Consider the following 23426-nt stretch of genomic DNA (forward strand, 5'->3'; position numbering starts at 1 on the left):
GGCGGCGCGCCGTGCCGCGCGGCTGCCGCGCGCGTCCCGGTAACATAGGCTGTGCCGACCGGCGGAGACTGCTCCGCCGACCGGCATTGCGTTTTTGTTCGGCTCGTCCACTTGCGAAAGGAACCAGTTGTCACCCGCGTCCGAGGGCGCCACACAGGAGGGCTCCTCTACCGAGCCGGGTGACCAACCCGGCGCCTCCGTCTCCGCAGATCCTCCGTTACCCGGTGGGCGGTGCCGATCGTGTCCGTAGTGCTCACCATCGTCAGCCTGCTGGGATTCATCGCGCTCACCGCGGGCACGGCGATCTTCGTCGCTGCCGAATTCTCGCTCACCGCACTCGAGCGCAGCACCGTCGAGGCGCACGCGCGCGAGGGTGACCGTCGCGCCCGTCAGGTTCGCCACGCGCATCGCACCCTGTCGTTCCAGCTCTCGGGCTCGCAGCTGGGCATCACCATCACCACCCTGGTCACCGGTTATATCGCCGAACCGGTGCTGGCCCGGCTGATCGAGCCGATCTGCACCGCGCTCGGCGTCGCCCCCGGGACCGCACAGGGCATTTCGCTGGTGATCGCCCTGGTGCTGGCGACCTCGCTGTCGATGACCTACGGCGAGCTCGTCCCCAAGAACATCGCGATCGCCAAACCGCTGACCACCGCGCGGTGGACGGCCGGTCCGATGATCGTGTTCACCACGGTCTTCTCCTGGCTGATCAAACTGCTCAACGGCGCCGCGAACTGGGCGGTGCGCCGGATGGGCATCGAACCGGCCGAGGAGTTGCGGTCGGCACGTTCACCTCAGGAATTGGGTTCGCTGGTGCGCACCTCCGCCATGCGCGGATCGCTCGATCAGCGCACCGCCCTCGTGGTGGACCGCTCGCTGCTGTTCGGTGAGCGCAGCGCCGAAGACCTCATGACGCCCCGGGTGAAGATCGAAACACTGGATCAGAACGACACCATCACCGATCTCATCGCCGCCGCCGGCCGCACCGGACTGTCGCGTTTTCCGGTCGTCGACGGCGATCTGGACAACACCCTCGGCATCGTGCACGTCAAACAGGCGTTCCTGTTTTCGGGCGGGCAGCGCGGCACGATCGCGCTGTCCTCGATCGCGCGGCCGGTGCCGATCGTGCCCGCCAGCCTCGACGGTGACACCGTGCTGGAGCGGGTGCGCGCCGACGGGATGCAGCTCGCGCTGGTCGTCGACGAATACGGCGGCACCGCGGGCCTGGTGACCATGGAGGACATCATCGAGGAGATCCTCGGCGACGTCCGCGACGAGCACGACGAGGAGGAACTCGACGTGCGCCGCACCGCCCTGGGCTGGAACTGTTCCGGCCTGTTGCGCATCGACGAGGTCTCCCGGGCCACCGGCTACGACGCGCCCGAGGGCGAATACGACACCCTCGGCGGACTGGTTCTGACCACCCTGGGCCGGATTCCGGTGGCCGGCGACGAGGTGCTGCTGCCCACCCCCAGCCCCAGCAACGGGCATGCGATGCAACCGCATACCCACGGCGGCTGGCTGGCCCGGGTGGAACGAATGGACGGACGACGCATCGACCGGGTGCTGATGCAGCCGGTGGACGCCGATGCGGTGACGACATGGGAGCTCAGCCATGGGTGATCTGTTCGGACTGCTGCTGACCGTCGTCCTGCTCGGCACCAACGCCTTCTTCGTCGGGGCCGAGTTCGCGCTCATCTCCGCCCGCCGGGACCGGCTGGAAACCCTTGCCGCCCAAGGTAAACGGGGAGCCGGCACGGTGATCCGCGCGGCCGAGCATCTGTCGATGATGCTGGCCGCCGCCCAGCTGGGCATCACCATCTGCTCGCTGCTGCTGGGCCGCATCGGCGAACCGGCGATCGCGCATCTGCTCGAGCGCCCGTTCGATCTGGTCGGCGTGCCGGATCAGCTGCTGCATCCGGTGGGATTCGCACTGGCCCTGGGCCTCGTGGTGATCCTGCACATGCTGATGGGCGAGATGATCCCGAAGAACATCGCCCTGGCCGGGCCGGAGCGGGTGGCGTTGCTGCTGGTTCCGATCATGCTGTGGTGGTTACGCCTGGCCCGCCCGCTGATCGGCCTGTACAACCTGGCCGCCAATCTCACCCTGCGTGCACTGCGTATCGAGCCCAAGGACGAACTCGACGCCACGGTGTCGTCGGTGGAGCTGGCGGAGATGATCGGCGAGTCCCGTTCGGAGGGTCTCATCGACGAGGAGGAGCATCGCCGCCTCACCCAGGCGCTGGGCACCACCGACCGCATCGTCGCCGATGTGATGGTGCCGCTGGCCAAGACGCGGTGTGTGCCGCTGCGCGGTGACGGCACCACCCTCGGCGATATCGAATCCGCGGTCGCCGAAACCGGCTTCTCCCGCTATCCGGTGCGCGCCACCGACGGCTCACTGGTGGGCTATCTGCACGTCAAGGACGTACTGGACAAGGTGGCCGACGATTCGGCCGGACCGTCGACACCGATCCCGCGCACCGATATCCGGCCGCTGCCGACGCTGAGCATGGGCACCACGCTCTACGAGGCGCTGGCCCGGTTGCGCCGCACCAGTAGCCATCTGGGCCGGGTCATCGACACCCGCGGCAATACCGTCGGCATCGTCGCGCTCGAGGATCTGGTGGAAGAGTTCGTGGGCACCGTGCGCGATGCCACCCACCGGGTGGCGGAATGACCGTGGACGCGACACCGGCTGCGGCGCAACGGCTTCGGGTCCTGACGCCGGACCGGTGGCGGGCCCGGGCACGGGCGCATCGGGAACGGGTCGACGAGATGGTCGGCCCGTACCTGCGCCGACGCGCCCATGGCGGCAAACATCCGGTGATCGACTTCCTGTTCACCTACTACGGCCACAAACCGGCCCAGCTGCGCCGCTGGCATCCGGGTTTCGGCGTGGCGCTGGCCGACGCCGAGGAGTACGGGCAGCGCCGCGGCTATCACCGGGTCGAGACGCCCGACGGACCGGTTCACACCGCCGACCCGGCCTTTCTGGACCGCCGCCGCGACACCGTGGAATTCGTCGCGGCCCTGCTGTCGGCGACCGCGGACCGGCCGGCGCACCTGTCCTGCTTCGGATTACACGAGTGGGCGATGGTCTACCGCAGCGACGACGTGCGCCACCGGCAGGTCCCGCTGCGGCTCGGACGTGCCGGAACCGACGCCGTGGTCGATTCGATGTCGTTGCGCTGCACGCACTTCGACGCCTTCCGCTTCTTCACCCCCGAGGCCGCGCCGCGCAATACCGAACGACTCACGCGCGAGGATCAGGTCCGACGGGAACAGCCCGGCTGCCTGCACGCGGGCATGGATCTGTACAAATGGGCGTTCAAACTGGTGCCGCTGATCGATTCGGATCTGCTGCTGGATTGTTTCGCCCTGGCCTGCGCCGCCCGCGAAATCGATATGCGCGCCAGCCCCTACGACCTCACCGACTACGGCTATCAGCCGATCGCCATCGAAACACCCGGCGGCCGTGCGGAATACGTCCGCGCGCAATCCGAGCTGGCCCGGCGAGCGCAGCCCCTGCGCACCGAACTGCTCGGCCGCTGCCGGGCACTGCTCGCGTCGTCCTGATCGTGCGGTGAGCGGCTCAGCTCGCGCGCCGGATACTCAATTCCGCTGTGGCATCGTAGATCCACGACATATCCGCCGCTGCGAAGTCCGCCAGCCAGGTGGACGGCGCGGCCGAGGCGAGCGTCTCGAAGTTCCAGTAGTCCTTCCACAGCGAGACGCGCCCGTCCCGCACGCGGTGCACCGAGACGAAGGGCAGTTCGGCACGCTCGCCGGTCGGCCACACCCAGGTTTCGGAGTGCTCGTAGATCACGTCCGGTCCCTCGGCGACCAGCAGACCGTCGTGATTGGTGTATTCGGCCAGCCCCGCCAGCCCGATGCGCAGGCGTTTGACGGTGTCGGCGGGGCCCTTCGCCGCCAGCGTGGGACCGGTCGGCACGTCGAGGTAGATACAGTCCTCGGTGAGCGATGCGGCCACCGCGTCCCAGTCGCGCCGGGCCAGCGCCGCCCACAGCCGCAGCACTACCACCCGCGGTTCGTCGTTGTCGGACATACTTTTTCCTCGCTCTCCGGTTGCGTTCCGGCGCTTTCCGATCCCACGCCGCGCGCGGTCACACCACCGGGTCGATGGTGGCGTTGATGGTGTGGATGGTGCCGTCGGGAATGACGAAGGTTTCGGTGATGTCGACGGTCATCAACCGCACTCCGGCGACACCGGAGTCGAGCAGATAGCGTGCGGTCACCACATCACCGCATTCGGTCATCCGCAGATCGCGAATATCCTGAATTACCGAATATTGGACGCCGTGATTCAGCTCCTGAGTCAGCTGCGGCCCCGAATAGCCCGTTTTCAGCCCGGCTTCGACACGGGTGGCGTCCGGCGCGAACGGCACGGCACTCGCATCGTGTGAAACCAGAGCGTCGATATATGCGCGGGCGACGGCCTGCCGGGGCGTATCGGCCGGATTCGGTGCTGCCGCAGCCATTCCCACTCCGGCGTTCAACGCGGCAGCCACCGCACCCGATATGACTGCAACGTGTTTCATTCCCATGCGCAGAGTTTGTCTCACGTGTTGCTGCGGCGCAACAGCTCGGAGCACCCGGACCGCTTTCTCCGAAAACCGACCCGATGAGAAGGTGGCTGAGCTACCGTTTCGATGCGTTGCCCGCAACCGGTGGTACCGAGTATCTCGGCGGCGGTGACGCCCAGCCCGTTTCACTGTGGAAAGTGGGGGTCCCGCAATGGCGCGGAGCTCTGGCAGACGCACGCCCAAACCACTCATCGCCGCGGCCGCCGCCGTACTCGCCGCCGCGATCCTGCCGGTCGGCGGCGCGTCGGCGGATCTGCAATCCGATATCGCCACCCAGGTGCAGGAATTCCTCGATATCGGCAAGGTCGCCGTGCCGCCGGCCGACTGCGGTCCGGGCTCGCGGCCGGAAACCGGTATGCAGGGCGATGTTCCGGCCGCAGACCGCGCCTCCGGTCGCAGCACGCAGGGCTACACCTGCAATATGTCGTTCGTCGGCGGATATGCCGGGCACGGCGCCGGCATCACCTCGACCACCTACGATCACTGCTCCTACACCGGCTCGTTCTTCCCCGGCGATCTGCTCGGTCCCGCCCAGGGCGTGCAGGTGATCGATGCCTCCGATCCGGCGCATCCGGTGTTGAGCACCACGCTCGCCGAACCGGCGATGATGGCCGGCACCTGGGAGAGCCTGAAGGTCAACACCGCACGGAAACTACTGGTGGGCACCGGAGTTCCGTTCCTGGAGGGCACGGGATACCTGTCGGTCTACGACATCTCCGACTGTGCGCATCCACGACTGCTCAACCCGGGACCCGGCACCAATCTGGCCATGCCCCTGCCCATCACCACCCATGAGGGCGGCTTCTCCCCCGACGGCCGCACCTACTGGGCCTCGGGCATCGCGCCCGGATTCGTCAGCGCGGTCGACCTCACCGATCCGGCGAACCCCCACGTGATCTGGCAGGGGCTCACCGGCATCGAGGCGCACGGCTTCGGCATCAGCCCCGACGGCAACCGCATGTATCTGTCGGCACTGGGCGGATTCACCGTCCTCGACATCAGCGCGGTGCAGCGTCGCGATCCGAATCCGCAGGTCAACCACATCGGCCGGGTGTTCTGGACCGACGGCTGGGCGACCCAGCACAGTGTGCCGGTCAGCTACGACGGCACACCGTATCTGTTCACCGTCGACGAGGCGGGAGCCGGCGGCGTGAAGCTGGTCGACGTCTCCGACGAGAACAACCCGAAGGTCGTCGAGAAGATCAAGTTGCGGATCGACCTGCCGGAGAATCAGGACAGCATGCTCGCCTCCTCGATGGGCGGGTCGGTGTTCTCCTACGATCCGCACTACTGCGCGGCCGACCGTCCCGAGAATCCGACGGCGCTGGCCTGCGGATGGGAATCGTCCGGCATCCGGGTGTTCGATGTGCGCGATCCATTCCGGGTGCACGAGATCGCCTACTTCAATCCCCCGGCCCGCACCGGACAGAATCTGCAACTGTGGAACTCCCCGCACGCACTGGGTTCCCTGATCGGACCGCCTGCGCTGGAAGGGTTCTCGGTAGCGCGCGCCATTCTGGACGGCAAATTCGATCCCGCACAGGCCTTGTCGCCGCGCACCGGGATGCTGGCCTTCGGTGACGTGTCCTCCGACTGGTGTTTCGCGCCACCGGAATGGCACGGCAGCCAGCTGTGGACCTCCTGCAACGACAACGGATTCATGGTGTTGCAACTGGACAACGACGTGTATTCACCACCCGCCGACCAGCAGTCGATCGTGGGGTCCTAGATGTCGCGGTGGCTACGCTGGGGGTCCTATGCGGCCGCCGCGTTGATCCTGCTGGTGATCGGCGCCGCGTTGCGTCCGGTCGTCCTGCCCGAGAAGCACACCGCCGCACCGGTTCTCGATGCCACCGAGATCGGTTTCGCCCAGGACATGACGGCTCACCACCAGCAGGCGATCCAGATGGTGCAGCGCCTGGATCCCGGGGTGGATCCCCAGGTATCGCGGCTGGCGCAGCAGATCGACCAGTCACAGCGGGTGGAGATCGGCACCATGCTCGGCTGGCTGCGCCTGGCGAACGCCGCCCCGACAACGGACCGGCCGATGGCCTGGATGACCACGGATACGACTGCGGCTCATCATCATTCGATGAGCGCGGCGCCCACAGCCGCCTCGCCCGCCATGCCGGGAATGGCGTCCATGGCCGAACTGGATCGGCTCTCGGCCGCTCGCGGCCGTGATGCGGAAGTCTTATTCCTGCAATTGATGTACCGCCACCACCAGGGTGGTATCGCGATGGCTCGCGCCGCCGATCAGCAGATAACCTCCGGTCCGGTGAAGGAGCAGGCCCGGGCCATGCTCGTCGCCCAGAGTCAGGAGACCGGGTTGATCGCGCTGATGCTGAACCAGCGCGGGGCACAACCGCTGCCGTAGGCCCCTTCTGCGCGGCGCAGGGCACACCACTGCGGTGTCCGCCGGCCGTCGATCCTACGAGACGGCCGGTGGGCCGAAGTGACTTCCCCGGCCGGCGCAGGTTTGTCGGTGGGTGCCGCTATGGTCGCTGGGGCGGCACACAATCGAGAGGTTCGGACGCGAATGACTGTCGGTACGGCGATCACCATTCCCCCGCATATCCACGGTTATCCGGATCTGGCGTTCGGCGGTTACGTGGCGGGCATGCTCGCCGATCGTGTCGGAGGTGAGGTGCGCGTCGACTTCCGGCGCGGTGTTCCGGTGCGGACGCCGGTACAGGTCACCGATACCGAATCGGGCTGTGTACTCACCGATTCCGACGGCACGGTCCTCGCCGAGGCGAGTCCGGGTTCGGTGGAATTGGCCGTCACGCCGCCACCGACATGGGAGGACGCGGTCGTCGCGTCGCGCGATTCGTTCGCCGCGGGCCGTGCCATACCCGACTGCTACGGCTGCGGCACCGCGAACACACCGGGCCGGGGCCTGCGGCTGTATCCGTGGCGGCTGCGCGATCAGGACCTCGTCGCGGCCGCCTGGGTTCCCGATGCCGAATTGGCCGGGCCCGGCGGACATCTGACCACGGAGAACATTTGGTCGGCCGTCGACTGCCCCGGCGGCTGGGCCGCCATCGAACTGTCCGGAATGTCGCCCGGGGGCCTCACGGCCGCCCTCACCACCCGTCGCATCGGACCGGTGCGCGCGGGCGAGAAATACCTCGTGTGGTCCTGGCCGATCGCCGCCTCCGGCCGCAAACACACCGTCGGCGTGGCCATTTCCACCCCGAAAGGCGACCTGCGCGTCCTGGCCGAAGCGCTGTGGGTCGAGCCCCGGCAGTAGCGTCCTCCGGTTCCGGTCAGGGATGGTCGTCGAGTTTGTCGAGATCGGCGAGAACCTTCTCGTGCCATGTATCTGCACCGCCTCATCGGCCGCAATCACCGCGCGGCCCGCCGCATGATCCGAGACCGCGGATGGAATCAGCCGGGCAACTCCTGGCTGCCGGACGGCACCGAACAGCGCCCCGCCTGACCCGAAACGCATTGCGGAACAGCACATCCCACATATCGTCATGACAGATCGCGAGTCCGGGACGCGCATTCCGCGACGAATCTCGCGGTCGTTCCGCTACTCTCGGGCGCCCGCGAGACTGCGGTAGGCGGCAGCGTAGGAATCCGGGCGAACGTCGCCCATGAGCAGGTACTGCTGCAGGAACCCCATCATCGCGCCGAGCATGATCTGGGCCAGCGCATCGATATCGGTTGCCGCGGAAAGTATCCCGGCCTCGCGGGCGCGCAGGAGCAGCTCCCGCCAGGCGGCCCGGACTTGCGTCAGCCGTTCGCGGACGATTCCGGCCACCGCCTCGTCCCGCCCCGCCTCCGCCCACGCCTGCACCGCGACGCGCGGAATATCGCCGTCCCGGGCCAGATCCGCTATCTGCCCGAGAACCGATTCCAGCGCGTCGATCGGCGCCACCGGCGTTTCCCCTTCGGTGAGCCGCGCCAGATTCGCGGTCATCCGGCCGAGCACGGAATCGGCGATCGCGCGGATGATGTCGTTTTTGGATGCGAAGTAGCCGTAGACCGCGCCGGCCGACATTCCCGATTCGGCGATGACCGCGGACATCGTCGTCTTGTGGAACCCTTCGCGGGCCACACACCGCACGGCGGCGGCGATGAGCTGGTCGCGCCGGGCGGTACGACGCTCTTCGGTCAGTCGCGGCATCACCGCATCATAAAAAGAACGTTCGTTCTTGACAATCTCGACGCGTCCGGCGCATGCTCGAACCACAAAAAGAACGTTCCTTCTCTTTGGAGTTGCGATGCGACCGTCGCCCGCCACCGTTCTCGGACCGGTTCTGGCCCTGTCCGCCCTGATCACCGTGCTGGTCACCGCCTTCGCCTGGCCGACCAGCAACCTGGCCCCACGCCATCTCCCGGTCGGCGTGGCCGGCCCGGCGCCCGCCGTCGAACAGGTGCGCCAGGGGCTCGGCGCCCTCGGCGACTCGGCGATCGACGCCACGACGTATCCCGACCGCCCCGCGGCCGTTCGGGCCATCGAGCATCGCGACATCTACGGCGCCATCGTGATCGGCGCGAACGGGCCGGAGGTGCTGACAGCCTCCGCAGCCGGTCCCGCGGTCGCCCAGGCCTTGAGCGACGCCGCCCGGAGCATGAGCCAACGGATGCAAAACTCAGCGCCGCAACAGCTTTCGCCAACTCCGGCGATCACCGATGTGGTCGCGGCACCCGCCGCCGATCCGCACGGCGCGGTCTTCGGCCTCACCCTGGTTCCGATGGTCATCGGCGGCCTGCTGACCGGCGCCGCCCTCTCACTGCTGACGCTGGGCCGAGCGGCCCGGATCGGCGCGGCCGTGGCCGTCGCACTCGTCGCCGGATTCGCGGTCACCGCCGTCCTGCACACCTGGCTCGACGTGCTGACCGGGAATTATCTCGCCAACGCGGGAGTGGTCGCCCTGGCGATCGGCGCGACCGCACTGACACTGCTCGGCCTGCGCGCCGCGATCGGCCTCGCCGGACTGGGAGTGGGCGCGGCAACCTTTGTCGCACTGGGCATTCCGCTTTCCGGTGCGATGTCCGCACCGGAACTACTGCCCACCGGGTGGGGCACCCTCGGGAGCCTGCTTCCACCCGGCGCGGCGGCTACCGCGCTGCGCTCGACCGCCTTCTTCGGCGGCTCCGGCTCGGCCGCGGCGCTGGTGGTGCTGAGCTGCTGGGCCGTGGGCGGATTGTTGCTGGCAACTCTCCCCTGGCGCACCCGCCACGTTCCCGATCAGGCGCACGACACCGCACCCGCACAACTCGCCCCGACGGCGTGATTGCCCCGTTGCCGGCAGTTGAACCCGGCGGTGGGGGCATCTCGGTCTGGGCGAGGTCAGGGCTCGAAGGTGACTTCGGTGAGTCGTTCGCTGTCGGCCCACAATCGCGCGCCCAGTTCGGTATCGACGATGCCTTTCGGGAGTTTCACGGACCTGGGGCTGCCGGAGGTCTGGTCGCGTCCGGCCGGACCGATGAATTCTCCGCTGATGACATCGGGGCTGGTGGCGGCGTAGAGCGAGGGCCAGGCGGCCCCGGCGGCGGACCCCATCAGCAAGCGCGCTGCGAGCGGAGTGAACAGGCGCGTCAGCGGTCCCGTGCCGTGTTGCTGGAGACCGGTCATCGCCGCACCGGGGTGAACGACGACGGCGTCGACGGGGATGTGGGCGGTACGACGGGCGAGTTCGAGCGAAGATCGAGGCGATCGAAGAGGCTCAACAACGCGGGACGGTGACCACCGCACACCCCGCCGCGCACATCCTGGCCTTGGTGTTGACGGTCGCGAACATGTGGCATCACCCCGCGGAAGACATCGCGCGATTGGTACCCGAGCCCCAACGCCGTAGCCTCGTGCTCGACGCGGTCACAACCTTGATCTCACCCACGATGCCGGGATAAGAGCCGGAAGTGGCCGGTACCGCATCCCAGGCCGCGCGGCACACGCACCGACACCTCCGACGGGAAAGCGCACATCGCCGTCCCTCGACGCCTCCGCGTCCTGCCGGATTCGGCGACTGGATGCCGACCCGAGGCACCCGACCGCAGTTGTGGCCCAGGATACAATCGGGCCTGCTCAATCGATGCCGACGGCGACCGCGCAACTACCCACGGGTAACATGACAGGCGTACTTTTTCCATCCGGCTTTCTCGAAATGAGGCAGTAGATGACAGAGCGGATTCAGGTCGGCGGGCTCCAGGTGGCCAAGGTTCTTCACGATTTCGTGGAGAACGAGGCGCTCCCCGGCTCCGGCGTAGATTCCGCCGCGTTCTGGACCGGTGCGGAGAGCGTCATCAACGACCTCGCTCCCCGCAACCGCGCCCTGCTGGCCGAACGCGACGAGATCCAGGGCAAGTTGGACGCCTGGCACGCCGAGAACCCCGGCGCCGGCTACGACAAGGCCGCATACAAGCAGTTCCTCACCGAGATCGGTTACCTGCGCGAGCAGCCCGCCCCCTTCGCCATCGACACCCAGAACGTCGACGACGAGATCGCCACCACCGCCGGCCCGCAGCTGGTCGTGCCCGTGAGCAACGCGCGCTTCGCCATCAACGCCGCCAACGCGCGCTGGGGCTCGCTCTACGACGCGCTCTACGGCACCGACGCCATCTCCGAAGCGAACGGCGCGGAGAAGGGCACCGGCTACAACAAGGTCCGCGGCGACAAGGTCATCGAGTGGGCGCGCAACTTCCTCGACGACGCCGTGCCGCTGATCACCGGTTCGCACGTCGGCTCCAAGGCCTACAAGATCGTCGACGGTGAACTCGAGGTCACCCTCGAGGACGGCACCGACATCGGCCTGGCCGATTCCTCGGCCCTGGTGGGCTACCTGGGCGATCCGTCCGCGCCGAGCTCGATCCTGCTGCGCCACAACGGTTTGCACATCGACATCCAGATCGACCCCGAGTCGCCGATCGGCAAGACCGACGACGCCGGCGTCAAGGACGTCGTGCTCGAGTCCGCGGTCACCACCATCATGGACTTCGAGGACTCGGTCGCCGCGGTCGACGCCGAGGACAAGGTGCTCTGCTACCACAACTGGCTGGGCCTGATGAAGGGTGATCTGGCCGAAGAGGTCAGCAAGGGCGGCAAGACCTTCACCCGCACCATGAACCCTGACCGCGTCTACACCGGCCTCGACGGCAAGGACGTGACGCTGCACGGCCGCTCGCTGCTGTTCGTGCGCAATGTGGGCCACCTGATGACCTCCGACGCGATCCTCGACGCCGAGGGCAACGAGGTGCCCGAGGGCATCCTCGACGGCCTGATCACCTCGCTGATCGCGGTGCACTCGCTCAACGGCAACGCCAAGGTCAGCAACTCGCGCACCGGCTCGGTCTACATCGTGAAGCCGAAGATGCACGGCCCCGACGAGGTCGCCTTCGCCAACGAGCTGTTCGGCCGTGTCGAGGATGTACTGGGCCTGCCCCGCAACACCCTCAAGGTCGGCATCATGGACGAGGAGCGCCGCACCACGGTCAACCTCGCGGCCTGCATCGCCGCCGCGAAGGACCGCGTGGTCTTCATCAACACCGGCTTCCTGGACCGCACCGGCGACGAGATCCACACCTCCATGGAGGCCGGCGCGATGATCCGCAAGGCCGAGATGAAGAAGCAGCAGTGGATCCTCGCCTACGAGGACTGGAACGTCGACAACGGCTTGGCCGACGGACTGCAGCACAAGGCGCAGATCGGCAAGGGCATGTGGGCCATGCCGGATCTGATGCACGACATGCTCGAGCAGAAGATCGGCCACCCGCGCGCCGGCGCCACCACCGCGTGGGTCCCCTCCCCGACCGCCGCCACCCTGCACGCCACCCACTACCACCTGGTGGACGTGTTCAAGCGGCAGGCCGAGATCGCCAAGGGCGGCCCCCGCGCCACCGTCGACCAGATCCTGGAGATCCCCCTCGCCACCGACACCAACTGGTCGGCCGAGGAGATCCGCAACGAACTGGACAACAACTCGCAGTCCATCCTGGGCTACGTGGTCCGCTGGATCGATCACGGCGTCGGCTGCTCCAAGGTGCCCGACATCAATGACGTCGCGCTCATGGAAGACCGTGCGACCCTGCGTATTTCGAGCCAGCTGATGGCGAACTGGCTGCGCCACGGCATCGTCACCGAGCAGCAGATCGTCGAGAGCCTGGAGCGGATGGCGCCCGTCGTGGACCGGCAGAACGCCGGCGACCCGGCCTACAAGCCGATGGCCCCCGACTTCGCCGGCAGCATCGCCTTCCAGGCCGCCAAGGAACTGATCCTCGAGGGCACCCGCCAGCCCAACGGCTACACCGAGCCCATCCTGCACCGCCGCCGCCGTGAGGCGAAGGCGCTCGCCGCGAAGGGCTGATCCGGAGACTCGTCGCGACTCTGTCGCGGCGAACTCGCCGTACATCGCAACCCCGGTCGTCGTCGGCGACCGGGGTTGCGCCGTATCCGGGATCGGGTCGTGTCGAGGTCGGTCTTCGCCGACGCCGACCGTTCAACTCGGGAATGCGTGCCGGCATCGAGCCGTTGTCGGCACATATGCGGATTCTGATCGTGTACGCGCATCCCGAACCCGATTCGCTCACCGGCGCTCTCAAAGATGTTGCGGTGCAACACCTCCGCAGCATCGGTCACGAGGTGGTGGTCAGTGACCTGTATGCGATGGGGTGGAAGGCGCAGGCCGATGCCGCCGATTTCGGCGAGACCGGCGCGGGCACCTTCATGCAGGCCTCCGGCGAGGCGTACAGCAACGGCACGCTGACAGCCGATATCACGGCCGAACAGGACAAACTGCGCTGGGCAGAGGTCGTGCTGATGCACTTTCCGCTGTGGTGGTACTCGATGCCGGCCATCCTCAAGGGCTGGGTGGACCGGGTGTTCACCAACGGCTTCGCCTACGGGTCGGGCAGCACGGCGCTGCCCCGATACGGCGCCGGCGCGCTGAGCGGGCGTCGAGCCATGCTGGTGGTATCCATCGGCGGACGCGAGCCGGCCTATTCCGAGCGCGGCATCAACGGCCACATCGACGACCTGCTCTTTCCCATCCACCACGGCATCCTCTACTACCCCGGCATGGATGTGCTGCCGCCGTTCCTCGTCCACGGCACCATCCGGGTCGACTCCGAACGCTTCGCGGATATCGCCGCCGACCTGCGCGAACGGCTGAGCCGGATCGAGACGATCGAACCGATTCCCTACCGCACCCAGGCCGGTGGCGACTACGACCGCAGCCTGCGACTGCGCGACGGTCTGGGCCACGACGAGACCGGGTTCGGGCTGCATCGCGCGAGCTGATTCGGGTCGCCGCCGTGGTCGAGCGCACACTGGCCGTTCGCGAGATCGGGAATAGTTCGCATACCGCCGGTGCTGTAATCACCGCACCAGGGGGTTGACGCGCCGCCGGATCGCCTGCGGTGGCAAAAAAATGAGCCGACAACGGCGGTAACGCTGTGTCACCATGACAACGATGATCAACCGGTCCCGCCGGCACAGCGGGACCACTCGACGAGTAACGGGAAGGAGGAGGTGGCCGATGTATCCGAAGAGTATGCGCGACGAGATGAACAGTGCTGCCGGGCAGCGACTTTCGACCGGCGTCGAGCAGTCGCAGCCCATGCTGCGGCACGCCGACCGGGAATCCGGCCCCCTCTTCCAGCACGCCTGACCGGCTCCCGCCTTCCTTCTCGTTCCGCCTTTTCACGAAACATGGTGACTCCCATGCTGTCTCGTCACGCCGAAAGACCCCTCACTCCCGACAACTGGATACACGCCCAAGTGCTGGTCCTCAACGCCTCCTACGAGGCGCTGACCGACATCGGCGCCGACCGCGCGGTAGTGCTGGTGACCAGCGGGACCGCCGAGACCGTGGCCGAGCGGCAACCTCATTTCCCGATTCGTTCCAAGCATCTGGAAATCGCTCTGCCGCAGACGATTCGGCTGCTGCGCTACGTCTACCTCGAGCACAGCGTGCTCGTACACGACGAGAGCCGGGCCACCCTCGCGGGCGTGCTGCGGCGCGACGACCACCGGTGCGGATACTGCGCCGGCTGGGCGCGCACCGTCGACCACATCCGCCCGCGCAGCCGGGGCGGACCCAACACCTGGAACAACCTGATCGCGGCGTGCGGACCGTGCAACACCCGCAAGGCCGACCGCACCCCGGACGAGGCCGGGATGCGGTTGCTCTGGGAACCCAAGGCGCCCACCGACATGCAGCGGCGGCAGCGACGGATCTGGAAGGACCTCGTCGCCACCGGCGCACAGTGAACGGCCACCGGCGCACAGTGAACACCCCCATATCCCGAGAAAGGAGGGATCCGATATGACAACTACGACTCCGGCACTCACACTGGTGGATCTGCTCCCGGTCTCGGATACGCAGAGCTGGGAACAGGCGGCCTGCAAGGGCGACCCGAACCACGATGCGTGGTTCCCGTACCCGTCGCAGGACTTCGGCTACGCGCGCGGAATCTGCGCCGGCTGCCCCATTCGCCGGCAGTGCGCGGAATTCGCGGCCACCACCGGCCAGTCCGGTGTGTGGGGCGGTCACGAATTCGACCGCGGCAAGCTGATCCGCGACTGACACCGACACCGTGTGAGTGGTCCACGCCACTCACCCGATCCGCGAGCCGGCGCCCGACCGATCCTGGTCGAGCGCCGGTTTTCGCGTGACCATACACTGGAAAATCGTGGGCACACATCGCAGCGCGGACGGATCACGGGGCGTCAGCAAAGGTTTGGTTATCACCGTGGTAGCGGTCCTGCTGCTGATCGCGGCGGTCGCCGGTTGGTTCTGGCTCAGCAATCGCTCGGCATCGGAGAACCGCAGCGCCGCCGGTCAGTGCATCGAGGGTCCGGTCACTCTCGCCGTCACCGTCGATCCCGATATCGCCGCTCCGGTGCGCGCCGCCGCCGACCGCTACAACGCCACGCACCCCCAGGTGCGCGACCACTGCGCGAAGGTCTCCGTCACCGAACGCACCAGCGCCGCGATGGTGACCGGGCTCACCGCCCCGAACTGGGACGCCAAACTGGGCCCGCAACCCGCTCTCTGGATTCCGAGTTCGTCGCGCGCGGTCGAGCAGATGCGGGTGCCGGGACTGGTCCAGGGCACGCCGGCGTCGATCGCCGTCAGCCCGATCGCGGTGGCCGCCCCCGGCCCACTGGCCCAGGCGATGGAGAAGGCCAACCTCAGCTGGTCGGATCTGGCCCGCCTGCAGCGCGGGTCGCTCGGTGATATCGGCCTCGGCAGCTGGGGTCCGCTGCGGATGGCGATGCCTCCTGGTGACGATTCGCTGGCCGCCGCGGTGGCGGTCGGGTCGGCCGTCTCCGGCTCCGATCCGCTGACCGATGAGGCCGCCGCGTCCGGTCAGGTCGTCGCCGCCATCTCCGGATTGGCCGCCGACGCACCGGAATCCGGCGACACCGCCTCCGCGCTGGCCGCGGTCGCCGATTCCGCACAAGGCCCCAACTCCCCCGTCCACGCCGTAGCAGTTACCGAGCAGCAAGCCAAAACGCGGCCGAACGTCGCTCTGTTCCATCCGACCGGCGCCGCGCCAGTCGCCGATCACCCCGCGGCGATGCTCACCGGAAGCTGGGTGGACAAGACCCAGAACCTCGTCGCCGGCGTGTTCGCCGACTTCCTGCGTGCTCCCGATCAACAGAAGCTGTTCACCGACAACGGTTTCGGCGCCGCGGCCGCCACACCCGTCGCGGTGCCGGCGAAATCGGTGCTCGATCGCGTGCAGTCGGTCCTCGCCCATCCGGTGCTGGGCGTGCAGGCCACGATTCTCATCGACACCTCGGCATCGATGGCCGCCAACGACGGTTCGATGTCGCGACTGAACAACGCGCTCGCCGCGGTGCAGTCGACCCTCGACACGATGCCGCCGGATTTCGGGGCCGGCGCCTGGATCTACGCCAACCAATTGACCGACGGCAACCCCTATCGCATGGTCGCGCCCACCCAGGCTCTCACCCCGCAGCATCGCAGCGAATTGTCCACGGCCCTGGGCAATGTCACGCTCGCCGGTTCCAGTACCGACCGCACCTATCCCTCGCTCGAGGCCGCCTATCGCAGTGCGGTGAAGAACTACTCCTCGGGTAAGACGAATTCGGTTCTGCTCATCACCGGCGGCCCCAACGACAATTCCTCGGTGACCGGGGATCAGCTGATCTCCGATCTCACCGGCGCCACCGACCCCGCGCATCCGGTGCGGGTGGACGTGATCGTCATCGGCGGTCAGGGCGCGCAGACCCTGCAGAATCTGGCCCAGAAGACCGGCGGCACCTACACCAAGGTCACCACCTCCGACGACATGACCTTCGGCACCGCCGTCAACCGTGCGCTGACCACGCCGTAGCGCTCCAGCGCGTCGAGTGCTTGCCATTCACTAGCGCCCGGCGGCAGCAGCCGCTAGTGCTAGTAGGATGCAAGCAGTTGACGAGGAGGTGCGGTGTCCGAGGAACAGCGGCCGGGAGAACAGCTGCCGGCGCAACAGCGGTCGGGCTGCCCGATCAACGCCGCCATCGAGGTGGTCGGCGATCGGTGGACGATGCTGGTCGTGCGCGACATCATGTTCGGCGACCGCCGCCATTTCCGGCAGCTGCAATCACAGTCGGAAGAGGGCATCGCCTCCAACATCCTCGCCGACCGGCTCAAAACCCTCGTCGACGCCGGACTGCTGACCCGCGACGAGGTCCGCCGCGGCCAGCGAGCCACCTACAGCCTCACCGAACCCGCCATCCAGCTCGTTCCGGTACTGGTCGCCCTCGCCTCCTGGGGGCTGCGACACCGTCCGACAACCCACGAACTGCGGGTCCGCGCGGAACTGCTCGAGGCGGGCGGCCCGCAGCTGTGGGCGGAATTCATGGACGAACTGCGCGAACGCCATCTCGGCATCGCACGCCCGGACACCGGCCGGCCGACCGCCACCCAACGCCTTGCCGAGGCATACGCGCAGGCGGTCGCCGCCGGCGAGTGACCGCCCCGCGCTCGGCAGGTACTCAGTCGGTGTACGCCTCGAGCGGCGGGCACGAGCACACCAGGTTGCGATCACCGAACGCTCCGTCGATGCGCCGGACCGCCGGCCACACCTTGGCCCGCCCGGAGTGCACACCCAACGGGTAGACGGCGGTTTCCCGGCTGTACGGATAGTTCCAGTCGCCGACGAGGGCGGCCGCGGTATGCGGGGCGCCGCGCAACGGGCTCTGCTCGACCGGCCAGGTTCCGGCGGCAACCTCGTCGATCTCGCCCTTGATCGCGATCATCGCGTCGGCGAAAGCGTCCAGCTCGTCGAGGTTTTCGCTCTCGGTGGGCTCGACCATCAGCGTGCCGGCGACCGGGAAGCTCATGGTCGGGGCGTGGAATCCGTAGTCGGCCAGGCGTTTCGCCACATCGTCGACGGTCACGCCGGTGCGCTTGGTGATCTCGCGCAGATCCAGGATGCACTCGTGGGCGACCATGCCGTTCTCGCCGGTGTAGAGCACCGGGAAATGCGGATCCAGCCGTCGCGCAAGGTAATTGGCCGAGGCGATCGCGGTCAGGGTGGCCCGGCGCAGGCCGTCGGCGCCCATCATCCGGATATAGGCCCAGGTGATCGGCAGGATCGAGGCCGACCCGTACCGCGCCGCCGACACCGCGTGCGAATCCAGCTGCAGCGGATCGCCCGGCAGATACGGCGCCAGATGTTCGCGCACCGCGACCGGACCGACACCGGGACCGCCGCCGCCGTGCGGAATGCAGAAGGTCTTGTGCAGGTTCAGATGCGACACGTCACCGCCGAACCGTCCCGGACGGGCAAGTCCCACAAGGGCGTTCAGATTCGCGCCGTCGACGTACACCTGCCCGCCCGCATCGTGCACGAGCGCGCACAACTCGGCCACCTCGTGCTCGTACACGCCGTGGGTGGACGGATAGGTGATCATGATGCAGGCCAGCCGATCGGCGTGATCGGCGATCTTGGCTCGCAGATCGTCCAGATCGACGTCGCCGTTGTCCCGGCATTTCACGACCTCCACCCGCAGTCCGGCCATGGCCGCCGAGGCGGCGTTGGTGCCGTGCGCGCTGGAGGGAATCAAGCAGGTGTCGCGGTGGGTGTCGCCACGGTCGAGGTGATAACGGCGGATCGCGAGCAATCCCGCGTACTCACCCTGACTGCCGGCATTGGGCTGCAGACTCACCCGGTCGTAACCGGTCACCGCGGCCAGCCAATGCTCCAGATCCTCGATCACGCGCAGCATCCCGGGCGTGTCCTCCACCGGCGCGTACGGATGCAGCCGCGCGAAACCGGGCCAGGTGATGGGTTCCATCTCGGCGGTGGCGTTGAGCTTCATGGTGCACGAACCGAGCGGAATCATGCTGCGGTCCAAGGCGATATCCTTGTCCGACAGCTGCCGCAGATACCGCAACATCGCGGTTTCGGTGTGATAACGGGTGAACGCCGGATGGGTCAGATAGGCCGAGGTCCGGGTCTCGATCGAGGGCAGCACGGCCGTCTCCGGCACACCGTCGGCGCCGAAGCACTCCAGCACGATCGCGACCTGCGCCTCGGTCGTCGCCTCGTCGCAGGCCACCGAGACGTGATCGGCGTCGACCAGGCGCAGATTGATCCCGCGTCCCTTCGCCTTGGCGACCACGGCCTCGGCTCCGCCGGGCACCGAGACCAGCACGGTGTCGAAGAAGCGTTCGTGCACGACCGCGTCGCCGAGCCCGGTGGCGAGCCGCTCGGCATGGCCGTGCACCCGCCGCGCGATCGCGCGCAGCCCGTCGGCGCCGTGATAGGAGGCGTACATCGCGGCCACGATCGCCAGCAGCACCTGCGCGGTGCAGATGTTCGAGGTCGCCTTCTCACGGCGGATGTGCTGTTCGCGGGTCTGCAGTGCGAGCCGGTAGGCGCGGTCGCCGTCGGCGTCCACCGAGACGCCGACCAGGCGGCCGGGCAGTTGCCGCGCATGCGCTGTGCGCACCGCGAGATATCCAGCGTGCGGACCGCCGAAGCCGAGCGGGACACCGAATCGCTGCGTGGTGCCGAAGCAGACATCGGCGCCCTGTTCCCCGGGCGGGGTGATCAGCGTCAGCGCCAGCAGGTCGGCGCCGACCGCGACCAGCGCACCCCGATCGTGCGCCGCGGCGATCACCGCGGCCGGATCCGCGATGCGACCGGACGCGCCCGGCGTCTGCAGGACGACCCCGAAGAAGTCGCCCTCCGGCAGCTCGCCGGAACTCAGATCCGCCTCGACCAGGGTGATGCCGAGCGGTTCGGCCCGGGTGGTCAGCACGGTGCGGGTCTGCGGGAAGAGGTCCGCATCGACGAGCAGTCGCTGCGAGGTGCTCTTGCGGTTGGCGCGCTGCAGCAGCGTCATCGCCTCGGCGGCGGCGGTCGCCTCGTCCAGCATGGAGGCGTTGGCCACCTCCATCCCGGTCAGATCGGAGACCATGGTCTGGAAGTTCAGCAGCGCCTCGAGCCGGCCCTGGCTGATCTCGGGCTGATACGGCGTGTAGGCGGTGTACCAGGCAGGGTTTTCCAGCAGATTGCGGACCAGCACCGGCGGGGTCAGGGTGTCGTAGTAACCGAGGCCGATCATCGACGTGGCGACGGTGTTCGAATGTGCCAGCGCCGCAAGCTCGGTCAGCGCGTCGTGTTCGGAGACCGCGGGCGGCAGCACGTCCAGCCCGGTCTCGCCGGCGGCGTCCAGAATGCTCGCGGGAACGGCGCGGGCGGCGAGTTCGTCCATCGACCCGACGCCGACGGTATCGAGGATCCGATCGAGTTCGGTGGTGTCGGGTCCGATGTGGCGGTCGGCGAAACTACGGGTCACGGCAGCTCCAAGGCTCGGGCGGGTCGACCGGCACCCCGGGTGCCACCGTCGACGACTGTCGGCCCTCCCCCTCTGTCGTGGCGCCTGAGAGATTCGGGGTCGCGCGCGATCCCTTTCCCCATGGGCGGGCGGCCCGCATTGTGTGCGGCCGCCGCTTTCCAGAGGCGTCGAACTCCGTACGGTCCCTGATGCCTGAGAGATTGACGGGGAGGTGCTGCTCCTTCGGCGTCCGGGACGAACCCGGAACTCTCCCGCACGGCGGCGACGCACCCTCAGTCTAAGCGGTGCGCGGTGAACGCCATGTTTCCGACCCAGCTCAGCGCGCAGTCGGCTCCGTCACATTCGGCGCGAGACGCTTATCCGGTCTTGCGGTTCTCGCGGGCCTTGCGGCGGTAGGCCAGTTCGTCCTCGGGCCGGTCACTCGCCTCATGCGTTTCGGCGCGTTCGGCCGGGAAGTTGGCGATCGCGCCGGTCAGCTCGCGCATGGCTCCGCTGACGGCGATACCGAACACACCCTGCCCGCCCTGCAGTAAATCGACGACCTCTTCCGGGGAGGAACATTCGTAGACGGTGGTGCCGTCGGAGAACAGCGTGATCCCGGCCAGATCCTCGACCCCCCGGCTGCGCAGATGATCGACGGCGATACGGATGTTCTGCAGGGAGATGCCGGCGTCGAGCAGCCGCTTCACGATCTTGAGGACCAGGATGTCCTTGAAGGAGTACAGACGCTGGCTGCCGGAACCGGTGGCGCTGCGGATCGAGGGGACGACGAGCCCGGTGCGGGCCCAGTAGTCGAGCTGCCGGTAGGTGATACCGGCCACCTGGCATGCGCTGGGAACGCGGTAACCGACCAGCTCGTCGGGCACCGTGTCGTCAGGGAACAGCCCTGGCTGCACGACCGCGGTGGGCCGCGGGTCGGGTGCTGGTTGCTGCGGTCGGTCTCCCACTGCTACTCCCTCACTGCATCGCCGAAGAAGAACAACGGCCTAACTGTCGAGGCTACTCTGTCGATTGTCTCGGCAGCACGGGCATGGAGCCAAACTCCGCGTGCGGCGTGTTTCTCACCCTCTACGTGAGGTATAGAGCACAGTCCAAGATCATCTCACCCCCCCACAAGGCGGCCGATGATCCAGCCGGACGCTTCCGAACAACTCAGCTGTCGGTGGCCTCGAAACAGCTCAGCTGTCGGTGGCCTTGAAATCGTCCGGTGACACCGACTCGAGGAACTCCTTGAACTTCTCCACCTCGTCCTCGCGTTCGTCGGGCATCACCAGCCCGGCTTCCTCGAGGACCGGCTCCTCCGCGTAGATCGGGCAACCGACCCGCAAGGCGATAGCTATCGAATCCGACGGACGTGCGGAGATCCGCACGTCGTTGTCGAAGACGAGGTCGGCGTAGAAGGTTCCCTCCTGCAAATCCACGATTCGCACCTCTTTCAAGGTGTGGCCGAGGTCGTGGATCAAGATCTTGATCAGGTCGTGGGTCAGGGGCCGGATCGGGGTCACCCCCTCCTGCTCTAGCACGATGGCGGTCGCCTCGGCCTGACCGATCCAAATGGGCAGATAACGGTCGCCCGACTCTTCACGCAGCAGCAACACGGGCTGGTTCTGGGGCTGCTCGACCCGGATGCCGATCACACGCATTTCACTCATCGCACTGGCCTCCCATACTCGCCGGCCGCCCGCACGAGCCCAGCTGGGCAGGCCGTATCACCGAGTCTAGGCGAAGAATTCAGCCGCCGAGGGAAGCCCGCACCGACGTCTTCACCAAGCTGGTATGCAGCGTCAGCGACAGCGCCGCCAACTCGCGTACCGTCTCCTCCGCGCGGGCCCGGGCGTCGGCGTCGCGACTCTTGGCTATCGGCGCGGCGATCTGCGCGATCATCGCCGCCTCCCGGTCCGCTGCCAGCTTGAACGCCCGCAGATGCCGTGCCTCCAAACCGAATTCGCTCATCGCCTGGGCGGTGCGAGCCAAGGTGACGGCCTCGGCGTCGAAGAATCCGGCAGCGCCGGGCGTGATGAGCCCGGCGCGAATCAGTTCGGTGAGAAATTTCTCATCTATCCCCGCCTGCTCCAGCAGATCGGCACGCGTGACCCGGATTTCGTGATCGAGACGCAATTCGTCCGGCGACACCTCACCGGGCACCACGCCCAGCCGCCGGGGCGCCGCGGGGGTGCCCACCGTGCGGGTGGTCTCGGGCGCACGCCCCGAGCCGTCCACACCGGCGCCGTCGGCCCGGGCCCGCGCTTCACGCACACCCAGGGTCGCCGCGCCGCGGTCGATCGCTTCGAGTTGCTCCTTGATCACCTTCAGCGGCAGATACTGATCCCGCTGCGCGGTCAGCACGAATTTCAGCCGCTCGACATCGGCGACCGAGAATCTGCGGTATCCCGAAGGCGTGCGCTCCGGGCGGATCAGCCCCTCGGATTCGAGGAAGCGGATCTTGGAAATGGTGATGTCCGGAAAATCCGGACGCAGCAGGTCCAGCACGGAGCCGATCGACATTCCTCCGCGTGTCCATTGCGCTGCGCCAGTCATCAGTTGGAATCCGCCTCGGCCGTTATGCGCTCGGCTCGTTGACCTGCGGCCGCGGTCCGGTCAGGAAGACCAGCCGGAACTTGCCGATCTGCACCTCGTCACCATTCTGCAGCTCCGAGGAATCCACCGGCTCGCGGTTGACGTAGGTGCCGTTCAGGCTGCCCACGTCGACGACCTGGAAGGTGTCCTCGTCCTGCCGGAACTCCGCGTGCCGACGGGACACGGTGACATCGTCGAGAAAGATGTCGCTGTCGGGGTGACGGCCCGCCGACGTGGTGGGCTGATCCAACAGGAACCGCGACCCCGCGTTGGGACCGCGCTTGACCACCAGCAGGGCGGCACCCGCGGGCAGCCCCTCGACCCCTTGCACCGGCTGTTCGCCGGTCTGCTCACCGGAGCGCGACGCGTCGACCTCGTTGAGGAAGTCAGCGCGGAACACCGAAGTCGTTTCGGCCGCGCTCTCCCCGTATCCCGGGTCTTTGTTCTCGCTCACCCTTGCTCTCCTCCTC

The 23426-nt window shown here is 67.6% G+C and carries 25 protein-coding genes and 1 riboswitch; of the genes, 16 read left to right on the top strand and 9 right to left on the bottom strand.

Annotated features, from left to right (window positions below; translation table 11 throughout):
* The first annotated feature begins 240 nt into the window (after window positions 1–240).
* From NK1_RS28865 to NK1_RS28875, 3 genes are read left to right on the top strand one after another with little or no spacing between them, the layout of a single operon-like run.
* Window positions 241–1623 (top strand): hemolysin family protein, encoded by a 1383-nt coding sequence (locus tag NK1_RS28865; protein ID WP_063013839.1) that lies wholly within the window; start codon window positions 241–243, stop codon window positions 1621–1623.
* A complete protein-coding gene (locus NK1_RS28870; protein WP_063013789.1) occupies window positions 1616–2680 on the top strand; it encodes a hemolysin family protein in 1065 nt (354 codons plus the stop codon). Before NK1_RS28865 ends, NK1_RS28870 begins: the two co-directional genes overlap by 8 nt.
* A complete protein-coding gene (locus NK1_RS28875; protein WP_245660902.1) occupies window positions 2677–3579 on the top strand; it encodes a 3-methyladenine DNA glycosylase in 903 nt (300 codons plus the stop codon). The genes NK1_RS28870 and NK1_RS28875 overlap by 4 nt, the downstream gene beginning before the upstream one ends.
* A 16-nt stretch (window positions 3580–3595) precedes the next feature.
* Here the strand turns inward: NK1_RS28875 and NK1_RS28880 are convergent, their stop codons facing one another.
* Both NK1_RS28880 and NK1_RS28885 read right to left on the bottom strand, forming a co-directional pair.
* A complete protein-coding gene (locus NK1_RS28880; RefSeq protein ID WP_063013791.1) occupies window positions 3596–4069 on the bottom strand; it encodes a nuclear transport factor 2 family protein in 474 nt (157 codons plus the stop codon).
* Between the two features lie 58 nt (window positions 4070–4127).
* Window positions 4128–4502 carry a DUF8021 domain-containing protein gene (locus NK1_RS28885; protein ID WP_227463122.1) on the bottom strand — a complete coding sequence of 125 codons (375 nt, stop codon included), beginning with the start codon at window positions 4500–4502 and terminating at the stop codon, window positions 4128–4130.
* 256 nt (window positions 4503–4758) lie between these two features.
* Here NK1_RS28885 and NK1_RS28890 point away from each other — a divergent pair, with 256 nt between their 5' ends.
* From NK1_RS28890 to NK1_RS36095, 4 genes are all read left to right on the top strand, one after another.
* Window positions 4759–6336 carry an LVIVD repeat-containing protein gene (locus NK1_RS28890; protein WP_063013793.1) on the top strand — a complete coding sequence of 526 codons (1578 nt, stop codon included), beginning with the start codon at window positions 4759–4761 and terminating at the stop codon, window positions 6334–6336.
* Window positions 6337–6984, top strand: a complete 648-nt coding sequence (locus tag NK1_RS28895; protein ID WP_063013795.1) for a DUF305 domain-containing protein — start codon at window positions 6337–6339, stop codon at window positions 6982–6984.
* Between the two features lie 162 nt (window positions 6985–7146).
* The gene (locus NK1_RS28900; protein ID WP_063013797.1) at window positions 7147–7860 is read left to right on the top strand and encodes a hypothetical protein; all 714 of its coding nucleotides are present in this window, start codon (window positions 7147–7149) and stop codon (window positions 7858–7860) included.
* 66 nt (window positions 7861–7926) lie between these two features.
* Window positions 7927–8049, top strand: coding sequence for a hypothetical protein (locus tag NK1_RS36095; RefSeq protein WP_281189198.1), 123 nt, complete (start codon window positions 7927–7929; stop codon window positions 8047–8049).
* A gap of 96 nt (window positions 8050–8145) precedes the next feature.
* Here NK1_RS36095 and NK1_RS28905 read toward each other — a convergent pair whose 3' ends face one another.
* Window positions 8146–8742: a TetR/AcrR family transcriptional regulator gene (locus NK1_RS28905; protein WP_063013799.1), complete on the bottom strand. Its 597-nt coding sequence runs from the start codon at window positions 8740–8742 to the stop codon at window positions 8146–8148.
* Between the two features lie 97 nt (window positions 8743–8839).
* Between NK1_RS28905 and NK1_RS28910 the strand changes: the two genes are divergently transcribed.
* On the top strand, window positions 8840–9856 hold the full coding sequence (locus NK1_RS28910; RefSeq protein WP_063013801.1) for a hypothetical protein: 1017 nt from the start codon (window positions 8840–8842) through the stop codon (window positions 9854–9856).
* Window positions 9857–9912: 56 nt separating this feature from the next.
* Here the strand turns inward: NK1_RS28910 and NK1_RS28915 are convergent, their stop codons facing one another.
* Window positions 9913–10197: an SDR family NAD(P)-dependent oxidoreductase gene (locus NK1_RS28915; RefSeq protein WP_218023188.1), complete on the bottom strand. Its 285-nt coding sequence runs from the start codon at window positions 10195–10197 to the stop codon at window positions 9913–9915.
* A 107-nt stretch (window positions 10198–10304) separates the two neighbouring features.
* Between NK1_RS28915 and NK1_RS35165 the strand changes: the two genes are divergently transcribed.
* The 8 genes from NK1_RS35165 to NK1_RS28950 all read left to right on the top strand — a co-directional run bounded on the left by NK1_RS35165 (window position 10305) and on the right by NK1_RS28950 (window position 17543).
* Window positions 10305–10472 carry a hypothetical protein gene (locus NK1_RS35165; protein ID WP_245660903.1) on the top strand — a complete coding sequence of 56 codons (168 nt, stop codon included), beginning with the start codon at window positions 10305–10307 and terminating at the stop codon, window positions 10470–10472.
* Between the two features lie 266 nt (window positions 10473–10738).
* The gene (locus tag NK1_RS28925) at window positions 10739–12922 is read left to right on the top strand and encodes a malate synthase G (RefSeq protein ID WP_063013803.1); all 2184 of its coding nucleotides are present in this window, start codon (window positions 10739–10741) and stop codon (window positions 12920–12922) included.
* Window positions 12923–13098: 176 nt separating this feature from the next.
* Window positions 13099–13854 (top strand): NAD(P)H-dependent oxidoreductase, encoded by a 756-nt coding sequence (locus tag NK1_RS28930; RefSeq protein WP_063013843.1) that lies wholly within the window; start codon window positions 13099–13101, stop codon window positions 13852–13854.
* A gap of 238 nt (window positions 13855–14092) precedes the next feature.
* The gene (locus NK1_RS36100; protein WP_281189199.1) at window positions 14093–14224 is read left to right on the top strand and encodes a hypothetical protein; all 132 of its coding nucleotides are present in this window, start codon (window positions 14093–14095) and stop codon (window positions 14222–14224) included.
* A 53-nt stretch (window positions 14225–14277) separates the two neighbouring features.
* Window positions 14278–14826, top strand: coding sequence for an HNH endonuclease (locus tag NK1_RS28935; protein WP_063013805.1), 549 nt, complete (start codon window positions 14278–14280; stop codon window positions 14824–14826).
* A 55-nt stretch (window positions 14827–14881) separates the two neighbouring features.
* Window positions 14882–15142, top strand: coding sequence for a WhiB family transcriptional regulator (locus NK1_RS28940; protein ID WP_063013807.1), 261 nt, complete (start codon window positions 14882–14884; stop codon window positions 15140–15142).
* A 106-nt stretch (window positions 15143–15248) separates the two neighbouring features.
* Window positions 15249–16922, top strand: a complete 1674-nt coding sequence (locus NK1_RS28945) for a VWA domain-containing protein (RefSeq protein WP_218023189.1) — start codon at window positions 15249–15251, stop codon at window positions 16920–16922.
* A gap of 93 nt (window positions 16923–17015) precedes the next feature.
* Window positions 17016–17543, top strand: a complete 528-nt coding sequence (locus NK1_RS28950; protein WP_245660905.1) for a winged helix-turn-helix transcriptional regulator — start codon at window positions 17016–17018, stop codon at window positions 17541–17543.
* Window positions 17544–17565: 22 nt separating this feature from the next.
* Here the strand turns inward: NK1_RS28950 and gcvP are convergent, their stop codons facing one another.
* The 5 genes from gcvP to odhI all read right to left on the bottom strand — a co-directional run bounded on the left by gcvP (window position 17566) and on the right by odhI (window position 23410).
* The gene (gene gcvP, locus NK1_RS28955) at window positions 17566–20379 is read right to left on the bottom strand and encodes an aminomethyl-transferring glycine dehydrogenase (protein WP_063013809.1); all 2814 of its coding nucleotides are present in this window, start codon (window positions 20377–20379) and stop codon (window positions 17566–17568) included.
* Window positions 20380–20548: 169 nt separating this feature from the next.
* Window positions 20549–20643: riboswitch (glycine riboswitch) on the bottom strand.
* A 92-nt stretch (window positions 20644–20735) separates the two neighbouring features.
* Complete coding sequence (locus NK1_RS28960; protein ID WP_051024556.1) at window positions 20736–21326, bottom strand: MerR family transcriptional regulator; 591 nt, start codon at window positions 21324–21326, stop codon at window positions 20736–20738.
* Window positions 21327–21557: 231 nt separating this feature from the next.
* Window positions 21558–22031: a bifunctional nuclease family protein gene (locus tag NK1_RS28965; protein WP_030517724.1), complete on the bottom strand. Its 474-nt coding sequence runs from the start codon at window positions 22029–22031 to the stop codon at window positions 21558–21560.
* Between the two features lie 79 nt (window positions 22032–22110).
* A complete protein-coding gene (ftsR, locus tag NK1_RS28970; RefSeq protein WP_157104488.1) occupies window positions 22111–22884 on the bottom strand; it encodes a transcriptional regulator FtsR in 774 nt (257 codons plus the stop codon).
* Between the two features lie 55 nt (window positions 22885–22939).
* Window positions 22940–23410 carry an oxoglutarate dehydrogenase inhibitor Odhl gene (gene odhI, locus NK1_RS28975; RefSeq protein WP_036500944.1) on the bottom strand — a complete coding sequence of 157 codons (471 nt, stop codon included), beginning with the start codon at window positions 23408–23410 and terminating at the stop codon, window positions 22940–22942.
* Window positions 23411–23426 lie beyond the last annotated feature (16 nt).

The organism is Nocardia kruczakiae NBRC 101016, assembly GCF_001612965.1.
GTDB classification, from domain to species: Bacteria; Actinomycetota; Actinomycetes; order Mycobacteriales; family Mycobacteriaceae; genus Nocardia; species Nocardia kruczakiae.